Below are 20,407 nucleotides of genomic sequence, written 5' to 3'. Positions count from 1 at the left end.
CGATGAGTGATTGGCCAATTCTTTCGATCGTCACCTTCTTGCCGCTGGTCGGTGCAGCTCTGCTGCTTCTGATCAATGGTGAGGAGGCGACTGTTGCCCGCAATTCCCGTTGGGTTGCGCTTTGGACCTCCGGGTTCACCTTCCTTGTATCCTTGATGCTGTGGGTGAACTTCGATGTAACGACCGCAGACTTCCAGTTCGTCGAACAGGCGGAATGGATGCCGGGTCTGAACATTTCCTATCACATGGGCGTTGACGGTATTTCCGTTCTGTTCGTCCTGCTTGCGACCTTCCTGACGCCGATTTGTATTCTTTCGGCGTGGGAAGCGATCCAGAAGCGCGTGAAGGAATACATGATCGCCTTCCTCGTTCTTGAAACGATGATGGTCGGTATGTTCAGCGCACTTGACGGTCTGCTGTTCTATCTCTTCTTCGAAGGCGTCCTGATCCCGATGTTCATCATCATCGGCGTTTGGGGTGGTCAGCGTCGTGTCTATGCGGCATTCAAGCTGTTCCTTTATACCCTTCTTGGTTCGGTTCTGATGCTGGTTGCGCTGCTTGCGATGTATTTCGAAGCCGGCACCACCGACATCCCGACCCTGATGGAGTATGGCTTCAGCTATAATATGCAGCTGTGGCTGTGGCTGGCCTTCTTCGCGTCCTTCGCGGTTAAAGTTCCGATGTGGCCGGTTCATACCTGGCTTCCGGATGCCCACGTGGAAGCACCGACTGCCGGTTCTGTGATCCTGGCTGGTGTTCTTCTGAAAATGGGTGGTTATGGTTTCCTGCGTTTCTCGCTGCCGATGATGCCGCTGGCATCTGAAACCTTCGCGCCGCTCGTCTTCACGCTGTCGATTGTTGCAATCATCTACACATCCCTGGTGGCATTGGCCCAGCAGGACATGAAAAAGCTGATTGCGTATTCGTCGGTTGCACATATGGGTATCGTTACCATCGGTGCATTCACCTTTAACCAGCATGGTATCGAAGGTTCGATCTTCCAGATGCTCAGCCACGGTGTGGTTTCCGGCGCGCTCTTCCTGTGCGTAGGTGTGGTCTATGACCGTATCCATACCCGTGAGATTGATGCCTATGGTGGTCTTGTCCACCGTATGCCGAGCTATGCGCTGATCTTCATGTTCTTCACCATGGCGTCTGTCGGTCTTCCGGGGACGGGTGGCTTTATCGGAGAAATCCTGGCTCTGCTGGGTGCGTTCGAAGCCAACACCTGGGTCGCATTCTTTGCTGCGACCGGTCTGATCCTTGGTGCGGCATATGCGCTGTATCTCTATCGCCGGATCGTGTTCGGGGCTCTGACCAAAGAGAACCTTAAAACCATCCTCGATATGAGCCCGCGTGAATGGATTATCTTCGCACCGCTGGTGATCATCGTTCTGTGGATGGGGGTCTATCCGGTCTCCTTCCTCGACATCATGCATGTCTCGGTTGAAAACCTCGTCAACCAGGTCGAAACGGCCCAGGCTGCAGCGGCGCAAGCCGCACAGCTGGCCGCGAATTGAGGGGAATGAACATGGGAGTTTCTATGCTCAACCTCGGGGCCGCACTGCCCGAAATGTTTATGGCAGTTTCTGCCTTGGCGTTGTTGATGCTTGGGGTTTTCGCCGGCAAGGACAAATCGTTCCGCACCGTCTCCTGGCTGGCAGTTGCCGCACAGATCGTCGCCATCATCCTTGTGGTGATGGGCGAGGGTGGTACCGCATTCTTCGGCCAGTTCACGGCTGATGCCTTTGCATCCTTCTGCAAGGTGATGATCCTGATCGGTTCTGCGACCGGTATCATCATGACCATGAACTTCGCCGAGCGCGAAAACATGGCACGCTTTGAATTCCCGATCCTTATCACCCTTGCCACCCTTGGCATGATGGCGATGGTTTCGGCGAACGATATGCTGTCGCTGTATCTTGGTCTCGAACTGCAGTCGCTTGCTCTTTATGTTGTTGCTGCGATCCGCCGCGACACCGTGCGTTCGACTGAATCGGGTCTGAAATACTTCATCCTCGGTTCGATCGCGTCGGGCATCCTGCTGTATGGCATGTCGATGGTTTACGGTTTCACCGGAACCACCAACTTCACCGTTCTGGGTGATACCCTTGTCGGTGGTGAGCTGCCGCTTGGTGCACTTGTTGGTCTGGCATTCATCTTTGCAGGTCTGTGCTTCAAGGTTTCCGCTGTTCCGTTCCACATGTGGACCCCGGACGTTTACGAAGGTGCACCGACCCCGGTGACTTCCTTCTTCGCGGTTGCGCCGAAGATTGCTGGCCTTGCACTGTTCATCCGCGTCGCGATGGGCCCGTTTGGCGGTGCCGTTGAAGACTGGCAGCAGATCATTGTCCTGATCTCGATCCTGTCCATGGCGCTTGGTTCGTTTGCAGCCCTTCGTCAGGAAAACATCAAGCGTCTGATGGCTTATTCGTCCATTGGTCACGTTGGCTTCGCGCTTGTTGGTCTGGCTGCGGGTACGCAGGACGGTGTCACGGGTATCCTAGTTTATCTTGGTATTTACCTTGTCATGAACCTGGGCACCTTTGCCGTCATCCTGTGCATGCGTCGTAACGACCGCATGGCTGAGGAAATCACCGATCTTGCCGGCCTTGCCAAGACCAAGCCGCTGATGGCTGCGATCACTGCGATCCTGATGTTCTCGATGGCTGGTATCCCGCCGCTTGCAGGCTTCTTTGGCAAGTTCTACGTCTTCAAGGCGGCTGTTGATGCCGGTCTTGTGACGCTGGCAGTTATCGGTCTCGTGACCTCTGTTGTGAGTGCGTACTACTATCTGCGCATCATCAAGGTCATGTATTTCGATGAGCCGGTCGAAGGATTTGATCGCAACGGTACCGAGATGAACGTCATCATGGCAATTGCAACGATCGTCATCTTGGCCTTCGTCTTCTTCCCGAACCCGCTGATGGATAGCGCAGCTGTTGCTGCCGCCTCTCTGTTCGGACAGTAAGAATGACAGCGCGAACGATCCGTCTTCCCGAAGGTTTCTACCTTCACGAACTGGAAGCGATCGACAGCACAAATGATGAGGCCAAGCGCCTCGCGGACAAGGGCGCCCAAAGTGGCGCCCTTGTTTTAGCAAGAACACAAACGTCTGGTCGCGGTCGCCGCGGTCGGGCCTGGTCATCGCCGGTCGGTAACCTGTATTCATCCTTGCTGCTGCGCCCGACCTGTTCACTGGCCGAGGCAGCCCGTCTGACTTTCCTGATTGCTGTTGCCATGGCCGAGGCGGTTGAAACCGTTACCGGGCAACAAGTGCGCCCTGATTGCAAATGGCCCAATGATCTGATGGTCAATGGGCGCAAGATTTGCGGTATCCTGCTTGAAAGCGCATCCAATCAGGGATCAGCAACCGATTACCTTGTGATCGGGGCCGGGGTGAATGTGGCGTTCTTCCCCGAAGATTTAGAACGTCCTGCAACGTCGCTTGCAGCCCTTGGTTCGCCGGTTTCGGTCGATGAGCTTGTATCGACCTATATCGCGCGTGTTGCACACTGGTTGCCGATCTGGGAGACTGAAGGATTTGGTCCGATCCGCGAAGCCTGGCTTATGCGTGGCTATGGGATTGGCAAGCCGGTTGTGGCGCGTTTGACCGAACGCGAGCTTGAAGGAACTTTCGTCGGACTTGATGATGATGGTTCACTTATCCTAAGAGAAGACAACGGTGTCGAACACCGTATCGGGGCTGGCGAAGTTTTCTTTGCCTCCTGACTTCATAGATTACCTTGCTTTGTAGCGGAGGCTTGTAAGCATCATGTTGCTTGCGATTGACGCCGGAAACACCAACATCGTCTTTGCAGTCTTTGATGGCGATACCATCAAGGGGCAGTGGCGCTGTTCGACCACGACTGAACGCACTGCCGATGAATTGGGCGTGTGGCTCCATCACCTGTTTACGCTGTCTGGCATTCCTGCCGATGCGATCACCGGTGCGATCATCGCAACCGTGGTTCCGGCCGCGGAATTCAGCCTGAAGACGCTTTGCCGTCGCTATTTCAGTGTCGAGCCGATGGTGGTGGGCGATCCGGCGGTTGATCTTGATATGAAGATCATCATGGATCGTCCGAGCGAGGTGGGGGCTGACCGCTTGGTCAACGCCGTTGCCGCCCATGAATTGTTCGGTGGGCCGCTGGTCGTGCTTGATTTCGGCACGGCAACGACATTTGACGTGGTTGATGGCAATGGTGATTATCTTGGTGGCGTGATTGCGCCGGGTGTGAACCTGTCGATCAAGGCACTGCATATGGCTGCAGCCCAACTGCCGATGGTGGCGATTGAAGCCCCGCGCAGTGTCGTTGGCAAAAACACGGTCGAAGCGATGCAGTCCGGGGTTTATTGGGGCTATGTTTCTATGATCGAAGGTCTGCTTGCACGTATTCGCAAACAGCAGAATGTCGACCATATGAAAGTTGTGGCAACAGGCGGACTTGCGCCGCTCTTTACAAAAGCTGTAGATGAAATTGAATACCTGCATGGGGATCTGACCATGCTTGGTCTTTTGATGATTTATCGCCGTAACAGTGAAAAGATTGCCAATCAGGCCTGATACAGGCTTGCGCCGGGCAAGGGATTACATCACCCCTGTCTGATCTGAGTGCCGAAGATAAAGGATTACCATCCGTGGATTTGTATTTGCCAAAAGACGAAGTGTTGTTCGTACCGCTCGGCGGTTCCGGCGAAATCGGCATGAACATGAACCTTTATGGCTATGACGATCAATGGCTGATGGTGGATATGGGCGTTTCCTTTGGCGAGGAAGGCCTGCCGGGCGTTGATGTTGTCATGCCTGACCCTTCCTTTATCGAGGATCGCAAGGACAAGCTCGTTGGTCTGGTCCTGACGCATGCGCATGAAGATCACCTTGGCGCGGTACCATATCTTTGGCCGCGCCTGAAATGTCCGATCTATGCAACGCCGTTTGCCGCGGAATTCCTTAAAGCCAAACTGGCAGAAACAGATTTCGCCGATCAGGTGCCAATCCATGTGATTGAGCTTGGCGGTCGGTTCAAGCTGGGCTGCTTTGATATCGAGTTCGTCACCATGACCCACTCGATTCTTGAGCCGAATGCATTGGCCATTCGCACGCCTAAAGGATTGATTGTTCATACCGGCGACTGGAAGTTTGATCCTGATCCGCAGATCGGCGAAGCATCCGACGTCAAAAAGCTTGAAGAGCTTGGCGATGAAGGCGTGATGGCGTTGGTCTGTGATTCCACCAATGTCTTTTCCGAAGGCAAAACCGGATCAGAAGGTGAGGTCGCCAAAAACCTGTCGACCCTTTTCGCCGAACATTCGCGTGGGCGCATCGCCGTTGCCTGCTTTGCTACCAACGTTGCGCGTGTGCAGTCTGTGATTGAGGCGGCCCACGAAAATGGCCGTTGTGTTGGCCTTGCTGGTCGCTCATTGAACCGTGTGACCGAAGCCGCACGTGAAGTTGGCTATCTGACAGCATATCCGAACCTTCTGAGCGACGAAGAAGCGATGGAAGTGCCCAAGGATCAGGTGCTGCTGCTTTGTACCGGATCACAGGGTGAACCACGTGCAGCACTTTCGCGCATAGCCAAGGGGGATCACCCGACGGTGGAGCTTGATCCGGGCGATACGGTTGTGTTCTCGGCCCGTGAAATTCCGGGCAATGAAAAATCCATTGGCTATATCCAGAACCTTTTGATCCGCCGTGGCATTAAGGTCATCACCGCACGTGATGAACCAATCCACGTTTCGGGCCATCCGGGCCGCGAAGATTTAACCCGGATGTATCAGCTGACACGTCCGAAAATTCTGGTGCCCGTTCATGGTGAAACCCGCCATCTTTGTGAACAGGCGGCCTTGGGCGCGGAATGCCAGATCCCCGAACAGGTGATCCCGCATGACGGTACCGTGATCCGACTGGCACCGGGTGAAGCACATGTGATCGGTGTTGCCGATGCGGGTGTTCTGGCGCTTGATGGTGGTCGGTTGCTTAAGCGTGATGCGGATACTTTCCGCAACCGCAATCGCATCGTCTGGAACGGTGTCATGTTTGTCACCGTGGTGCTTAACCAGTTTGGCGAGATGGTCAATGATCCGATGATCACGGCACCCAGCCTGTTTGATGAACCCGAAGACGAAACGCGCCTTCATCATTTTGCCGCCGAGATCGGCAATCGTATTGATCAGCTTAATGATGACGAAGTCCTTGATGATGCCGCTGTGATCTTGGCAGTGCGTCAGGCGCTGCGTCGTCCTGTGCGCCAGCGCCTTGGCAAACGTCCATTGATTGAAGTCCATCTCGTCCGCGTGACCGAGCAGGGCTAATCCAGATATTTTGTCCCGATTGACCGGCTCTGCGCAGATGTCGAGCTGGAAAATTGCCATTCGACGAAATGGGCAATTGTGTTTGGGTTGTCAGCTATCCTAGATTGGCGTTGATCGGGCAGATCATATTTGCAGGAGTAAGACCATGATTGGACGGCTGAACCATGTCGCCATCGCCGTACCGGACCTTGAAGCAGGCATTGCGCAGTATCGTGATGTGCTGGGGGCCAAGGTGTCCGAACCGCAAGATGAACCCGATCACGGTGTGACCGTCGTTTTCGTCGAGCTGCCCAATACAAAGATCGAACTGCTTTATCCGCTGGGTGATAACTCGCCGATCAAGGGGTTCCTTGAAAAGAACGCATCTGGTGGTATCCACCATGTTTGCTACGAAGTCGATGATATCCTTGCTGCGCGTGACAAGCTTCAGGAAAGTGGTGCGCGCGTTCTGGGCGATGGGGAGCCAAAGATCGGTGCACATGGAAAGCCTGTGCTGTTCCTGCATCCAAAGGACTTCAACGGCACATTGGTCGAACTTGAACAAGTCTGACCTAGTTTGCGAACAACGTCACAGCGCCCGGACTTGCAAAAGAATTCGGGCGCTTTATTTTTCCTGCGTCACACCAACCGCGCCCTCAAGCTAAAGAGAAACACATGAACTGGTTTTCTGGCCTTCTGGTCTATATCGTCATCTGGTGGCTGGTTCTGTTTATGGTTCTGCCGTTTGGGGTGAAGCGCGAAGAAAATGTTGAACCCGGTCACGATAGCGGCGCACCGCAAAAAGCCCATATGTGGAAAAAGGTCTTCGCGACAAGTGCGGTTTCGGCGATTTTGTGGGTGGTGGCCTGGTTTGTGATTACCAGTGGCATGATTGAAATTCGTCCTCCTCAATAAGAATTTTTCGCCGTTCGAAAAACAGAAAACCCCGCACAAAAATGCTGCGGGGTTTTGTCGTTTCAGACTGCACAAAAACGGACGGGAAGGGGAGCGGCCCCAAAAAAAAGCAAGATCACAAGGATCTTGCTAAGATGCTATTTTTATAGCTGTTTTTCCCGTAATCTTTTTATGCTTCCTCCTAAGACCTGGGCACGTAGCACAGGTTTTAATTCGACGTCGCGCCTGCTTCTTGTATGCTTATTGGCAACAAAGCCTCCCGCAATTTTATGAGCGGCTGCGATACGCCTTCCGCAACGATCTTGCGCCGTTAGCGGAGGATTAAAAAGCCACATGTTTCATTTTTATGCAAGATGTTTTGACCAAACTTCACAAATGATTCGATGCTGCACTGCACACAGATAGGGTGAAACTAAAAGATGAATAAGTTTGCATTGGTCGAACCTATTTTAAACCCCGGTTCAGGTATTAAAATCAGACTTTTGGCGGCCGTTTCCGCCAGTTTGATGGTTTCGTTGCCATTGGCAAATGCACAGGCACAGGCCGAATCCCCGTTTCCGTCTTCGCAGGGTGAGACGATGTCAGGCGATCAGAACGGCCAAGCAAACGCGACCGCAGAACCAGCCACACCGAAAATTACGGTGTCGGGTTCGGCCTGCAAGGCAATCGTCAAACATGTTCCGGCAGATGACGTTGAATATAAGCCGGGTGTCGATGTACGCGGGAACAAGGTGGTTGGGGCCGATTTGAATGGCGGCAGCAACATCCTGAAATCTCTGCCCAAGGAGATCGAATTCCCGGTCACTTTGGATTTCATGGAATATGCCGGATCATCACTTCCCGAAGGCATGAGCGGCGAACAAAGCATTGGCAAAATCACCTATCGCAACGGACGGGTTTACTTCAATGATCAGCCGCTGGGCGATGATGCCAATAATGATGAGTTGATTGCGGCATGTCGTGAAGCGGGCTTTCGCTGATTGGCGAGCACGAGGTATTTGAACCATCGCAGTTTCGCCATCATTGGAAACTAATGAGAGTACGATCATATAACGCAAGTTCCGGCTTGCGTTTCGAGCTGTGCTGTCGCATTTTCCGGGCAAGGTTAATTCAACGCCCAACCATTCAGATTTGTTCATCACGAGGCATTAATGCGTCTTTCCCAGTTCTTTCTGCCGACCCTGAAGGAAACCCCGTCAGAAGCACAGATTGCTTCTCACCGTTTGATGCTGCGCGCCGGTATGGTCCGCCAGCTCACGGCAGGGATCTATTCATGGCTTCCGCTCGGCTACCGCGTTCTTAAAAAGATCGAACAGATCGTTCGTGAAGAACAGGACAAGATCGGCTTTAACGAGCTTCTGATGCCGACCATTCAGCCGGCAGAGCTGTGGCAGGAAAGTGGTCGTTACGACGATTACGGTCTTGAGATGCTGCGCATCACCGACCGCCATGACCGCAAGATGCTTTTCGGTCCGACCAACGAAGAAGCGATCACTGACATTTTCCGTAACGATGTGCGTTCCTACAAACAGCTTCCGCAGATGCTGTATCACATCCAGTGGAAATTCCGTGACGAGATCCGCCCGCGCTTTGGCGTGATGCGTGGTCGTGAATTCCTGATGAAGGATGCCTATTCGTTCGATATCGATTACGAAAGCGCACGTCACACCTATAACAAGATCTTCCTGGCTTATTGCCGTACCTTCACCCGTCTGGGTGTCAAGGCGATCCCGATGGTGGCTGATACCGGCCCGATTGGTGGTGATCTGAGCCATGAATTCATCATTCTTGCTGACACCGGCGAAAGTGAAGTCTTCTGCGACAAGAAATGGCTCGACAAAGACCTGACCGGGCAGGGCGTTGATCTGAATGATCGTACCGGCCTTGAAAACTGGGTACAGGGCACGCTCGCCGACTATGCCGCGACCGAAGAAAAACATGACGCCGCCAACAGCCCGATTTCCGGTGATGACCTGATCGCGACCCGCGGTATCGAAGTTGGTCATATCTTCCACTTTGGCACCAAATACTCTGCACCGCTGGGTGCAAACGTTCTTGGTCCGGATGGCAAGGAAGTCCCGGTTCAGATGGGCTCCTACGGCATTGGTGTTTCCCGTCTTGTTGGTGCTTTGATCGAAGCATCCCATGACGAGAACGGCATTATCTGGCCGGAAGCAGTCGCACCTTACAAGGTTGGTCTGATCAACCTGCGTACTGGTGATGATGAATGCGATGCGGCCTGTGAAGATGCATATGCCAAGCTGAATAATGCTGGCATCGAAGTACTTTATGATGACCGTGATATCCGTGCTGGTGGCAAGTTTGCCGACATGGATCTGATTGGCCTGCCGTGGCAGATCGTCATTGGTCCGAAGGGCTTGAAAAACGGTGTGGTCGAACTCAAGAACCGTAGAAGCGGCGAGAAGACCGAAGTCACCTTTGAAGCGGCACTGAACCAGATCAGCGCCTGATCGACTTTATGAAACGGGGCAGCCTTTGCTGCCCCGTTGCCATTTCCGGAACTGCTGCCAACTAATTGGTTGCGTTCCGTTTCCTGACCAGCTTCCACAAGGATAGATTGCCCATGTTCAGTCCGTTCGAGCGTATGGTGGCCTTCCGCTACCTGCGTCCACGTCGGCAGGAAGGCTTTGTTTCCGTCATCGCCATCTTTTCGTTGCTTGGCATCATGCTTGGTGTGGCGACCCTGATTATCGTCATGTCGGTGATGAACGGGTTCCGCGCCGAACTGCTTGGCCGCATTTTGGGACTGAACGGGCATATTTCCGTCTATGCACAGGGCAATGGCGGGATTGGTGATTATGCCAAGATCGAAAAGCAGATTGCTGAAAACGGTAATGTGACCCTGACCGTGCCTGTGGTCGAAGGGCAGGTTATGGCATCGAAAAACGGGCGTGCGTCGGGTGCGATTGTGCGTGGCATGCGTCCAGAAGACGTCAAGAAACGTCAAACCATTGCTGATAACATCGTTTTCGGCTCGCTTGATGATTTCAAGGGCGATGACACCGTGATCATGGGCGCGCGTCTTGCCATGAAGCTTGGCGTTGGTGTCGGTGATACGGTCAATCTGATTTCGCCAAAGGGCAACGTCACGGCGTTTGGGGCTGTTCCGCGTGTGCGGGCCTATACGGTGGCGGGCCTGTTTGATATCGGCATGTATGAATACGATAGCGGCTTTATTTTCATGCCACTTTCAGCGGCCCAGGTTTATTTTCGACTGCCAGAACAGATCACGCATTTTGAAGTGATGCTTGATGATATCTCGGCCATGGGCGACACCATGGACGAGATGCTGGGAACCCTTGCCGGTGAACGATTGCGCCTTGTGAACTGGCAACAATCAAATGCCGGGTTCTTTAATGCGCTTCAGGTCGAACGCAATGTGATGTTCCTGATCCTCACGCTGATCATTCTGGTGGCGGCCTTCAACATCATTTCAGGCATGGTTATGCTGGTGAAGGACAAGGGGCGCGATATCGCGATCCTGCGCACCATGGGGGCAACCCGCCAATCGATCATGAAAGTGTTCTTCCTTGCCGGTGCATCGATTGGTGTGCTTGGCACGATCAGTGGCCTGATCATTGGTGTTCTGTTCTGCCTGAATATCGAAAATATCCGTCAGTTCATTCAGAGCCTAACCGGAACCGACCTGTTTAATGCCGAAATCTACTTCCTGTCGCAGCTTCCGGCCGACATGGATGTGGGCGAGGTTGTCATGGTCTGCATCATGTCGCTGACGCTTTCATTCCTGGCGACGGTCTATCCGGCATGGCGTGCTTCGCGCCTCGACCCGGTGGAGGCACTGCGCTATGAGTGATGTGATGAAAACCACGGCCGAACAACGCGCGCGCAATGTTGTCCTGCGTCTGGAAAAGATTGATCGTATTTTCAATCAGGGCCCGGATCAGCTCGAAATCCTGAAATCGGTAGACCTTGAAATCCATCAGGGCGAAATCGTTGCCCTTGTTGGTCCGTCAGGTGCTGGTAAATCAACATTGCTTCAGATTGCTGGTCTCCTTGAAAAGCCCGATGCCGGTCTGGTGTCAATCGGTGGAAAGCGCAGCACGGATTTGTCTGATCTGGCGCGGACTGAAATGCGCCGCAGCCATATCGGCTTTGTCTATCAGTACCATCATCTTTTGCCGGAGTTCTCGGCACTTGAGAATGTCGTCATGCCGCAGATGATCAATGGTCTGAAACGTGGTGAGGCCGAAGAACGCGGTATGGAACTTCTGCGTTGTCTTGGTCTGGAAAAGCGTGCGGACCATCGTCCGGCAAGGCTTTCCGGGGGTGAACAGCAGCGCGTGGCGATTGCCCGTGCGCTGGCCAATGTTCCTGACGTTCTGTTTGCCGATGAACCCACTGGTAACCTTGATCCACATACCGCTGATACGGTGTTTGGCATGTTGATGACGCTTGTGCGTGAAACCGGTCTGGCATCGCTGATTGCGACCCATAACCCGGAACTTGCCCGTCAGATGGACCGTGTTGTCACCCTGCGTGATGGTCATTTGATCGAACTGGATCCGGCTGAACTTTCCTAAGCGATCAAAATTCTCTAAGCTGAACTGATGCGTCGTTTTGCCTTTGGGTGATACGGCGCTTTACCTGCCTTTTGTCTTATTTTCCGGGGTTAATGATCGATGGAAAACGGTTTCGTCCATCTTCGTGTTCACACCAACTATTCGCTTGCCGAAGGTGCCATCACGACGAAGGAGCTCGCCAAGCTTTGCGCAGCTGACGGCCAACCCGCCGTTGCGATGACCGATACGGACAATATGTTTGGCGCGCTTGATTTTGCCGGTGCGCTGAGCGGCGGCGGCATTCAGCCAATCCTTGGCGTTCAGATGGGGGTTGAGCGGTTTGGTGACAAACCCGCCGTTGGCAAGATTGCCCGCGAACCGATGCCTGATCGTCTGGTTCTGATCGCGCAGAACAAGGAAGGTTATTTCAATCTTCTGAAAATTGTCTCTCGCGCCCATATGACGTCCGAAGCCGGGAGCGAGCCAAAAGCGCTTTACGAACATATCCGGACTTATTCCAAACATGTTATCTGTTTGACCGGGGGGCCGACCGGCCCGTTGGCGCGTCTTCTGTCCGAAGAACAGCTTGATAAAGCCGAAGATTGCCTGGTACAACTCAAAGATATCTTTGGCGACCGGCTTTATATTGAGTTGCAGCGCCACGGAGAAGAAGTTGAAGATCAGGTCGAACCGGGGCTGATCAAACTTGCCTATGATCACAACGTGCCGCTTGTTGCGACCAATAACTGCTATTTCCCGTCCGTTGATATGTATGAAGCGCATGACGTATTCATCTGTATCGGGCAGGGGGCTGTTGTTGGGCAGGAAGAACGCTGGAAACTCACACCGCATCACCGCTTCAAAACGGCTGCCGAAATGCGCGAGCTGTTTTCTGATATTCCGGAAGCCTGCGACAATACGCTTTTGATCGCTAAACGGTGTTCGTGGCACGTTGAAAAGATCGATCCGATCTTGCCACCCTTTGACTGTGGCGAAGGCCGCACCGAGGTTGATGAACTTCGTCATATGTCCGAAGAGGGCCTTAAGGGCCGTCTGGAAAAGCACGTCTATACCGAAGGCATGTCCGATGCGGAAAAGGAAGAAATCGCCAAACCTTATTGGGAACGGCTTGATTACGAACTTGGCATCATCAACCAGATGGGTTTTCCGGGTTACTTCCTGATCGTTGCGGACTTTATCCAATGGGCAAAAGACCATGAAATTCCGGTTGGGCCTGGTCGTGGTTCTGGTGCAGGTTCGCTTGTTGCCTATGCACTTTTGATTACCGACCTTGATCCACTGCGGTTCTCGCTTCTGTTCGAACGCTTCCTGAACCCGGAACGTGTTTCCATGCCTGACTTTGACGTCGACTTCTGTCAGGACCGGCGTGGTGAGGTGATCGAATATGTGCAGAAGAAATACGGTCATGACCGCGTCGCACAGATCATTACCTTTGGTAAGTTGCAGGCAAAGGCAGCTGTGCGTGACGTTGGTCGCGTGCTCAGCATCCCTTACGGCTATGTCGATAAAATCTGTAAGATGATCCCGGGTGATCCGGCCAAACCGATCCCGCTTAAGGAAGGGATCGACATGGAACCGGATCTGCGTCGCATCGCGCGTGAAGATCCGGATATTGATCGGTTGCTGTCGATCGCCATGCAGATTGAAGGCCTTTATCGTAACTCATCGACCCACGCAGCAGGTGTGGTGATCGGTGACCGTGATTTGGATGAACTTGTCCCGATCTATCGTGATCCGCGTTCCGACATGCCGGTTACGCAATTCAATATGAAGTATGTCGAAAACGCCGGTTTGGTGAAGTTCGACTTCTTGGGTCTTAAGACGCTGACGGTGATTATCGAAGCCGTCAACTTGATGCGATTGCGCAAGGATGTTCCGCAAGACTTTGATATTGGCGCAATTGCACTTGATGACCGTGCCGCATTCAAGTTGCTGTCAGCTGCAGAAACCGTTGGCGTGTTCCAGCTTGAATCTCAGGGTATGCAGGACGTTTTGCGCGGCCTGAAGCCAGATACGCTTGAAGATATTATCGCTGTTGTGGCGCTCTATCGTCCGGGCCCGATGGATAACATCCCGCATTACATCGCGCGTAAACATGGTCAGGAAGAACCTGACTATATGCACCCGATGTTGCAGCCGATCCTCGAAGAAACCTATGGCATCATGATCTATCAGGAGCAGGTCATGCAGCTTGCTCAGCTCATGGCAGGCTATTCGCTTGGCGGCGCTGACCTGTTGCGTCGTGCAATGGGTAAAAAAATCGCCGAGGAAATGGAAAAGCAACGCGGCCTTTTCGTTGATGGTTCGGAAAAGAACGGCGTTGATCGCGGGCAGGCATCTGACATCTTTGATCAGGTCGCAAAGTTCGCATCTTATGGCTTTAACAAGTCGCACGCGGCTGCTTATGCACTGGTGGCCTATCAAACGGCATTTCTGAAAGCCAACTATCCGGTCGAGTTCATGGCAGCGCTCATGACGCTTGATATGCATAACACCGAAAAACTTGCGGTGTTCAAGCAGGAGGTCGAGCGGCTTGAGATCGAAATTCTGCCGCCGTGCGTCAATAACTCGCAAGTTGCCTTCTCGGTGGAAAACCATGATGGCGTGCGTAAAATCCGTTATGCGCTGGCAGCAGTCCGTAACGTTGGTGATGCCGCGATGGAAAGCCTCGTTGCTGAACGCGAAGCCAATGGTCAATTCAAGGACATTACCGATTTCGCATCGCGTATCGACAGTCGTGCGGTGAATAAACGTCTGCTTGAAAACCTTGTGCGGGCAGGGGCGCTGGATTGTCTGACACCAAACCGCAAGGTCATGTACGAAAACGTTGATAAGGTCATTGCCGTTGCCCAGCGCGAAATGCAGGCGCGCAACGATGATCAGATTTCAATGTTTGGAGACAGTAGCGGCTTTGGCAAAGACAAGATCCGTTTGCCTGATGAGCGCGACTGGGTTCCAATGGAAAAGCTGACTGAGGAATTCTCAGCCATTGGTTTCTATTTGTCTGCCCATCCCCTTGATACATTTGGCAAAAGTATCCAGCGAATTGGCATTGCACCGATCAAGGAATTGCCAGCTCGCATGCGCGCCCAGAACAAGGGGGCGATCCGCTTGGCCGGCACATTGATCAATGCGCGTGAGATGATTTCCAAGAAGAACGGATCGAAGTTCGCCTTTGTCATGTTTTCCGATCCGACCGGAAGCTTCGAAGTAGCCTTCTGGGCCGAAGCCTGGGCAGCATATAAGGAAATCATTAATGCGGGGCGCCCGGTATTGCTGATCGTTGCGGCCGAAATGCGTGAAGGACAATTGCGTATCCAGGGTCAGCGTGTTGAGGATCTGGAGCAGGCCGTTGCCGGTGCCGCCGAAGGCATTCGCATTCGACTGAACCGCCCGGACCCGGTGCCCGAAATTCGTCAATTGCTTGAAGGTGCGGGCAAGGGCCGGGGGCTTGTGACCCTGTCATCAGTTTGTGATGATGGCCGGATGGCGGAGATTGAGCTTGAAGACAATTATAAAGTCGGTCCATCCCTGATTGGTGCGATTGGTGCCATTCCGGGTGTGGAGTTTGCCGAAGAAATCTGACGATTTCAGCTATTTGTATGGTTTAATCCCGGCCATGCATCAAAAACCGCGCATTTATGCGTCGTTTAGGGGTTGCATTCTTTGCGGGACGGGATTAAAACCCGCCCCGAACATCGCACGCGGAAGAGCGGCGACTGCCGTCATATGGCAACTCGTCCATCCGGTGTTTCATGCATGAGGTATGAAATTCCCTTTCGCGGAGGTATTAACCGGAAAAAGGTAGGAATTATTATGGCTCTGCCAACCTTTACCATGCGCCAGCTCATGGAAGCTGGTGTCCACTTTGGTCACCACACCCGCCGTTGGAACCCGAAGATGAAGAAATACATCTTTGGTGCACGCAACGACATCCACATCCTGAACTTGCAGGAAACCGTTCCGATGCTGCATCGCGCGATGCAGGCAGTTCGTGACGTAACCGCTTCGGGTGGTCGTGTTCTCTTCGTCGGTACCAAGCGTCAGGCTTCCCCGATCATCGCAGACGCTGCTAAGCGTTGCGGCCAGTACTATGTGAACCATCGCTGGCTCGGCGGCATGCTGACCAACTGGAACACCGTTTCCAACTCGATCAAACGCCTTAAAGAACAGGAAGAAATCCTTTCGACTGGCGCAGAAGGTCTGACCAAAAAAGAAATCCTGAACCTGACCCGTTCGCGCGACAAGCTTGAGCGCGCGCTTGGCGGTATTAAGGACATGGGTGGTCTTCCGGACATCATCGTCGTGGTCGACACCAACAAAGAATCGCTCGCTATCCAGGACGCTAAAAACCTGAACATTCCGGTTGTTGCGATCCTCGACTCCAACTCTGATCCGGCAAACGTTCAGTTCCCGGTTCCGGGTAACGACGATGCGATCCGTGCGATCCAGCTGTATTGCGATCTGTTTGTTGGTTCTGTTCTGGACGGTATCCAGGAAGAAATGACTGCTTCTGGCGCAGATCTCGGCGAAGCGGAAGAAGTTCCGGCTGAAGCCGCTGCCGCAGCAGAAGCTGCAGACGAAGCTTCCGCATAAGTTTCATTTTGTACCTGATGAAACGGCGGCTAGCATGCCGCCGTTTTGTTAGGTGTTAACCTGATCGCGTAATAGGGGCTTTAAAAATGGCTATTACCGCTGCTCTCGTAAAAGAGCTTCGCGAAACCACCGGCGCTGGCATGATGGATTGCAAAAAGGCGCTGTCCGAAACCGATGGCAACATCGACGCAGCTGTTGATTGGCTGCGTACCAAAGGCCTTGCTGCTGCTGCCAAGAAAGCTGGCCGCGTTGCTGCAGAAGGTCTGGTTGCTGTTGCAGTTGACGGTACCAATGGTGCAGTTGTCGAGCTGAACTCTGAAACCGACTTCGTTTCGCGTAACGAAGACTTCCAGAAGTTCGTTGGCGAAATCGCGAAACAGGCTGTTGCTGCAAATGGCGACATCGATGCTCTGAAAGCAACCGCTTTCCCGGGCACCTCGCGTAACGTTGAAGAGCAGGTCACGCACATGATCGCCACCATTGGCGAAAACATGTCGCTGCGTCGTTCGGCTGGTCTTTCGGTCGATAACGGTGTTGTTGCTTCCTACATCCACTCTGCTGTTGCACCGGATCTCGGTAAAATCGGCGTTCTCGTAGCGCTGGAATCAGAAGCTGAAGCCGGCGTTCTCGAAGGTCTTGGCAAACAGATCGCAATGCACATTGCTGCAACCAACCCGGCTTCGGCAACGGTTGAAGATCTGGATCCGGAACTGGTCGAGCGTGAAAAAGCCGTTCTGACCGAACAGGCTAAAGAATCCGGCCGTCCGGCAGAGATCATCGAAAAGATGATCGAAGGTCGTATCCGTAAATATTACGAGCAGGTTGTTCTGGTTGAGCAGACCTTCGTTATTGACGGTGAAAACAAAGTCAAAGACGTGATTGCAAACGCTGCTAAAGAATCTGGCAAGCCGATCACCCTCAAGGGCTTTGTTCGCTTCGAACTCGGTGAAGGCATCGAGCGCGAAGAGAAAGACTTTGCTGCAGAAGTTGCTGAGCAGCTGAACAAATAAAACATCTGATCGGAATGGTGCGTTCGTCATCATTTCGTGTATGATCCAGACCGGCGAGGTCGGCACGGCATATCCGCCCTGTTACTCGCCGGTCTTTTTATATCTGAATTTTGCATTTCCCCCTTTTCGGGCAATGCGCTACATCGGCATTTAAGAGGCATTCCGACATGGCAGAAAACGGCCAACTGAAATTTCGTCGCGTCCTTTTGAAGCTCTCTGGTGAAGGGCTTTTGGGCAAACAGCAATACGGGATCGATCCTGAAACGGTTGACCGGATTGCCAGCGAAATCAAAGCCGTTCATGACATGGGTGCTGAAGTTTGCATGGTGATTGGCGGCGGAAATATCTTCCGCGGTGTCAAGGGTGCCTCGCAGGGCATGGAACGTGCCACTGCCGACTATATGGGCATGCTGGCCACCATTATGAACGCACTTGCAGTTCAGAACGCACTTGAACGCCACGGCGTTCAGACCCGCGTACAATCAGCCATTCCAATGTCGTCTGTTTGCGAACCCTATATTCGCCGTCGTGCCGTGCGCCACATGGAAAAAGGTCGCGTTGTGATCTTCGCTGCGGGCACGGGCAATCCGTTCTTCACCACTGATACTGCTGCTGCTTTGCGCGCGGTTGAAATGGGTTGTGATGCGCTGCTTAAAGGGACGCAGGTTGACGGCGTTTATACCGCCGATCCGAAAACCGACCCGACCGCAGAACGTTATGACGAATTGACCTATATGGAAGTTTTGTCCAAAGATTTGCGTGTAATGGATGCATCGGCTATTTCTTTGGCACGCGAAAATGATATTCCGGTTATTGTATTTTCTTTGCATAATCCGGGCGCCTTTGCAGACGTTGTAACTGCAAAGGGTACGTTTACGATTATTTCGAATGGAGACTGAACGTGTCTGACGTTGCTGGCCTAAAAAAGGACCTGTCCCGCCGTATGGAAGGGGCTGTCGAAGTGTTGCACAAGGAATTCACCGGTCTGCGTACCGGGCGCGCCAGTGCAAGCCTTCTTGAGCCGGTCATGGTAGAAGCCTATGGCGTGCCGACCCCGCTTAACCAGGTGGCGTCTGTGAGCGTTCCCGAAGCACGTATGCTTTCGGTTCAGGTCTGGGACAAGTCGATGGCCAAGGCTGTCGAAAAAGCCATCCGCGAAGCTGGTCTTGGTCTTAACCCGGCTGCTGACGGTACTCTGATTCGTGTGCCGATTCCTGCACTGAACGAAGAACGTCGTGCAGAGCTGTCCAAAGTTGCCGGCAAATATGCCGAACAGGCAAAGATTTCTGTTCGTAACGTGCGCCGCGACGGTATGGATCAGCTCAAGAAATGGGAAAAGGACAGTGACATCTCCAAGGATGAGATGCACAGCGAAGAGAAAGAGATCCAGAAGTTGACCGACAAGGTCATCGGCGAGATCGATGAAGTGCTCGCGCACAAAGAACAGGAAATCATGCAAGTCTGACGATGACTGTGACTTCTTCGCAAATCCAACCTTCAGAATCCCAGTGCGTTCCACGTCACGTTGCCATCATTATGGATGGCAATGGACGCTGGGCGCGTGGTCGCGGTCGTCCGCGCACCATGGGACATCGCGCTGGTGTTGACGCAGTTCGTCGCACCATTGAAGCGTCATGCCATCTTGGTATTGAGTATCTGACGCTTTACGGGTTCTCGACGGAAAACTGGAAGCGTCCGGAAACTGAAGTAAGTGATCTGATGGGGCTTTTACGCCTGTTCCTTAAAAAGGAACTGGCAACCTTGCATAAGAACGGTATCAAGATCCGCATCATCGGGGATCGCACGCGTTTTGCTGATGATATCCGTGATCTGCTTGCCAAGGCAGAGGCGCAAACACGTGAAAACACGCGTTTGAACCTGACCATTGCGCTTAGCTATGGCGCCCGCGCCGAAATCACTGATGCGATGCGTGAAATTGCTGCCAAGGTTGCGACGGGCGAGTTGTCTCCTTCGGATATTTCTGAAGACCTGATCGAACAGCATCTGTCGACCGCGGGCATTCCCGATCCGGACCTTTTGATCCGGACCAGTGGGGAGCAACGGATTAGTAACTTCCTTCTGTGGCAGTCGGCCTATACCGAGTTCGTCTTTGAGGATGTTCTTTGGCCAGATTTTGATCGCAGCCATCTGGAACAAGCCATTGACAATTTTGCCGGACGGGAGCGGCGTTTTGGTGCAGTCATCTGAAACCGAACGTCAAAAAGATACCAATTCCGGACTGAAACCACGCATTCTTTCTGCGCTGGTAATGTCGCCGATCGCTGTTGCCGCCGTATGGTTCGGCACTCCTTATTTCGATATTCTGCTGTTTGCCTTTTCCGCAGGTATGATGTGGGAATGGGTCCGCATGTGTTCCCCAAAGAACGCGACGGCCATTTCCATCGTAGCTGGCGTTGCGCTTGGCGTTGCAATCATGATGCACCTTACCGGGCAGCCTGAATTCCTTGTCATGCCTTTGGCAATCAGTGTTGTTATTGCTGCAGCCAGATCTGGGCGTAACTGGCTCCTTGCTGGTTTCGGGGTTTTATATATCTCGGTCGCGGCATTGGCAGCGCTTTGGCTGCGCGCTCAGGAAGGCGATGGTCTTTTGATCATCATGTGGCTGTTCTTCCTTGTTTGGGCGACGGATACTGGCGGCTATGCGTTTGGTAAGACGATTGGTGGACCTAAGCTCGCACCGCGTTTCAGCCCGAAAAAGACTTGGGCTGGCTTGATCGGTGGTATGGCGTGTGCGGCCCTGATCGGTGGGTTGGTGACCTATTTCAGCGCGGGCGCCATCAATTGGTTGATCGTTTTGGTGAGCATGATTTTGGCTGTTGTTGCGCAGATAGGGGATCTTGGTGAATCCGCGCTCAAGCGTCATTTCAAGGTCAAGGACAGCAGCAATCTGATCCCGGGACATGGCGGTTTGCTCGATCGGGCTGACGGGATGCTATCGGTGTTTCCGGTCGCATTTGTTATTATCTGTTTCGCAGGGCTTGCGCTGCGATAGGGCGGTCGTATTTC

18 protein-coding genes are annotated in these 20,407 nt (G+C 53.2%); all 18 read left to right on the top strand.

Annotated features, from left to right (window positions below; genetic code table 11):
* Window positions 1-2: 2 nt before the first annotated feature.
* The 18 genes from ACMZ66_RS04165 to ACMZ66_RS04080 all read left to right on the top strand — a co-directional run bounded on the left by ACMZ66_RS04165 (window position 3) and on the right by ACMZ66_RS04080 (window position 20,393).
* Complete coding sequence (locus ACMZ66_RS04165; protein ID WP_416934728.1) at window positions 3-1,520, top strand: NADH-quinone oxidoreductase subunit M; 1,518 nt, start codon at window positions 3-5, stop codon at window positions 1,518-1,520.
* Window positions 1,521-1,531: 11 nt separating this feature from the next.
* Window positions 1,532-2,971, top strand: a complete 1,440-nt coding sequence (gene nuoN / locus ACMZ66_RS04160) for an NADH-quinone oxidoreductase subunit NuoN (protein ID WP_416934726.1) — start codon at window positions 1,532-1,534, stop codon at window positions 2,969-2,971.
* 2 nt (window positions 2,972-2,973) lie between these two features.
* On the top strand, window positions 2,974-3,732 hold the full coding sequence (locus tag ACMZ66_RS04155) for a biotin--[acetyl-CoA-carboxylase] ligase (RefSeq protein ID WP_416934725.1): 759 nt from the start codon (window positions 2,974-2,976) through the stop codon (window positions 3,730-3,732).
* 43 nt (window positions 3,733-3,775) lie between these two features.
* Window positions 3,776-4,567, top strand: coding sequence for a type III pantothenate kinase (locus tag ACMZ66_RS04150; protein WP_416934723.1), 792 nt, complete (start codon window positions 3,776-3,778; stop codon window positions 4,565-4,567).
* A gap of 74 nt (window positions 4,568-4,641) precedes the next feature.
* Window positions 4,642-6,318 carry a ribonuclease J gene (locus ACMZ66_RS04145; protein ID WP_416934721.1) on the top strand — a complete coding sequence of 559 codons (1,677 nt, stop codon included), beginning with the start codon at window positions 4,642-4,644 and terminating at the stop codon, window positions 6,316-6,318.
* A gap of 145 nt (window positions 6,319-6,463) precedes the next feature.
* Window positions 6,464-6,868, top strand: coding sequence for a methylmalonyl-CoA epimerase (mce, locus tag ACMZ66_RS04140; protein ID WP_416934719.1), 405 nt, complete (start codon window positions 6,464-6,466; stop codon window positions 6,866-6,868).
* 104 nt (window positions 6,869-6,972) lie between these two features.
* Window positions 6,973-7,212: a DUF1467 family protein gene (locus ACMZ66_RS04135; protein WP_416934717.1), complete on the top strand. Its 240-nt coding sequence runs from the start codon at window positions 6,973-6,975 to the stop codon at window positions 7,210-7,212.
* Window positions 7,213-7,631: 419 nt separating this feature from the next.
* Complete coding sequence (locus ACMZ66_RS04130; RefSeq protein ID WP_416934715.1) at window positions 7,632-8,192, top strand: hypothetical protein; 561 nt, start codon at window positions 7,632-7,634, stop codon at window positions 8,190-8,192.
* A gap of 171 nt (window positions 8,193-8,363) precedes the next feature.
* Window positions 8,364-9,683: a proline--tRNA ligase gene (gene proS / locus ACMZ66_RS04125; protein WP_416934713.1), complete on the top strand. Its 1,320-nt coding sequence runs from the start codon at window positions 8,364-8,366 to the stop codon at window positions 9,681-9,683.
* Window positions 9,684-9,796: 113 nt separating this feature from the next.
* Window positions 9,797-11,047 carry a lipoprotein-releasing ABC transporter permease subunit gene (locus tag ACMZ66_RS04120; RefSeq protein ID WP_416934711.1) on the top strand — a complete coding sequence of 417 codons (1,251 nt, stop codon included), beginning with the start codon at window positions 9,797-9,799 and terminating at the stop codon, window positions 11,045-11,047.
* Window positions 11,040-11,774: an ABC transporter ATP-binding protein gene (locus tag ACMZ66_RS04115; protein ID WP_416934709.1), complete on the top strand. Its 735-nt coding sequence runs from the start codon at window positions 11,040-11,042 to the stop codon at window positions 11,772-11,774. The genes ACMZ66_RS04120 and ACMZ66_RS04115 overlap by 8 nt, the downstream gene beginning before the upstream one ends.
* Window positions 11,775-11,873: 99 nt before the next feature.
* A complete protein-coding gene (gene dnaE / locus ACMZ66_RS04110; RefSeq protein ID WP_416934707.1) occupies window positions 11,874-15,359 on the top strand; it encodes a DNA polymerase III subunit alpha in 3,486 nt (1,161 codons plus the stop codon).
* A 231-nt stretch (window positions 15,360-15,590) separates the two neighbouring features.
* Complete coding sequence (gene rpsB, locus ACMZ66_RS04105; RefSeq protein WP_416934705.1) at window positions 15,591-16,370, top strand: 30S ribosomal protein S2; 780 nt, start codon at window positions 15,591-15,593, stop codon at window positions 16,368-16,370.
* A gap of 86 nt (window positions 16,371-16,456) precedes the next feature.
* Entirely contained in the window at window positions 16,457-17,380 is a 924-nt protein-coding gene (gene tsf / locus ACMZ66_RS04100; protein ID WP_416934703.1) for a translation elongation factor Ts, read from the top strand.
* Between the two features lie 167 nt (window positions 17,381-17,547).
* A complete protein-coding gene (gene pyrH, locus ACMZ66_RS04095) occupies window positions 17,548-18,279 on the top strand; it encodes a UMP kinase (protein WP_416934701.1) in 732 nt (243 codons plus the stop codon).
* Between the two features lie 2 nt (window positions 18,280-18,281).
* Window positions 18,282-18,845 (top strand): ribosome recycling factor, encoded by a 564-nt coding sequence (gene frr / locus ACMZ66_RS04090; protein ID WP_416934699.1) that lies wholly within the window; start codon window positions 18,282-18,284, stop codon window positions 18,843-18,845.
* A 2-nt stretch (window positions 18,846-18,847) separates the two neighbouring features.
* Entirely contained in the window at window positions 18,848-19,588 is a 741-nt protein-coding gene (locus ACMZ66_RS04085; protein WP_416934697.1) for an isoprenyl transferase, read from the top strand.
* Entirely contained in the window at window positions 19,575-20,393 is an 819-nt protein-coding gene (locus ACMZ66_RS04080) for a phosphatidate cytidylyltransferase (RefSeq protein ID WP_416934695.1), read from the top strand. Before ACMZ66_RS04085 ends, ACMZ66_RS04080 begins: the two co-directional genes overlap by 14 nt.
* Window positions 20,394-20,407 lie beyond the last annotated feature (14 nt).

Source organism: Thalassospira sp., assembly GCF_048059015.1.
GTDB lineage: Bacteria > Pseudomonadota > Alphaproteobacteria > Rhodospirillales > Thalassospiraceae > Thalassospira.
The sequence above is the reverse complement of the archived record's forward strand: the minus strand, read 5'-3'. Positions and strand labels throughout refer to the sequence as shown.

Bases quoted from the DNA above. Each gene is read 5' to 3' on its own strand.
- tsf (WP_416934703.1), top strand. From the start codon at position 16,457: ATGGCTATTACCGCTGCTCTCGTAAAAGAGCTTCGCGAAACCACCGGC.
- nuoN (WP_416934726.1), top strand. From the start codon at position 1,532: ATGGGAGTTTCTATGCTCAACCTCGGGGCCGCACTGCCCGAAATGTTT.
- ACMZ66_RS04120 (WP_416934711.1), top strand. From the start codon at position 9,797: ATGTTCAGTCCGTTCGAGCGTATGGTGGCCTTCCGCTACCTGCGTCCA.
- mce (WP_416934719.1), top strand. From the start codon at position 6,464: ATGATTGGACGGCTGAACCATGTCGCCATCGCCGTACCGGACCTTGAA.
- ACMZ66_RS04085 (WP_416934697.1), top strand. From the start codon at position 18,848: ATGACTGTGACTTCTTCGCAAATCCAACCTTCAGAATCCCAGTGCGTT.
- proS (WP_416934713.1), top strand. From the start codon at position 8,364: ATGCGTCTTTCCCAGTTCTTTCTGCCGACCCTGAAGGAAACCCCGTCA.
- ACMZ66_RS04135 (WP_416934717.1), top strand. From the start codon at position 6,973: ATGAACTGGTTTTCTGGCCTTCTGGTCTATATCGTCATCTGGTGGCTG.
- ACMZ66_RS04150 (WP_416934723.1), top strand. From the start codon at position 3,776: ATGTTGCTTGCGATTGACGCCGGAAACACCAACATCGTCTTTGCAGTC.
- rpsB (WP_416934705.1), top strand. From the start codon at position 15,591: ATGGCTCTGCCAACCTTTACCATGCGCCAGCTCATGGAAGCTGGTGTC.
- ACMZ66_RS04165 (WP_416934728.1), top strand. From the start codon at position 3: ATGAGTGATTGGCCAATTCTTTCGATCGTCACCTTCTTGCCGCTGGTC.
- pyrH (WP_416934701.1), top strand. From the start codon at position 17,548: ATGGCAGAAAACGGCCAACTGAAATTTCGTCGCGTCCTTTTGAAGCTC.
- ACMZ66_RS04130 (WP_416934715.1), top strand. From the start codon at position 7,632: ATGAATAAGTTTGCATTGGTCGAACCTATTTTAAACCCCGGTTCAGGT.
- ACMZ66_RS04155 (WP_416934725.1), top strand. From the start codon at position 2,974: ATGACAGCGCGAACGATCCGTCTTCCCGAAGGTTTCTACCTTCACGAA.
- ACMZ66_RS04115 (WP_416934709.1), top strand. From the start codon at position 11,040: ATGAGTGATGTGATGAAAACCACGGCCGAACAACGCGCGCGCAATGTT.
- dnaE (WP_416934707.1), top strand. From the start codon at position 11,874: ATGGAAAACGGTTTCGTCCATCTTCGTGTTCACACCAACTATTCGCTT.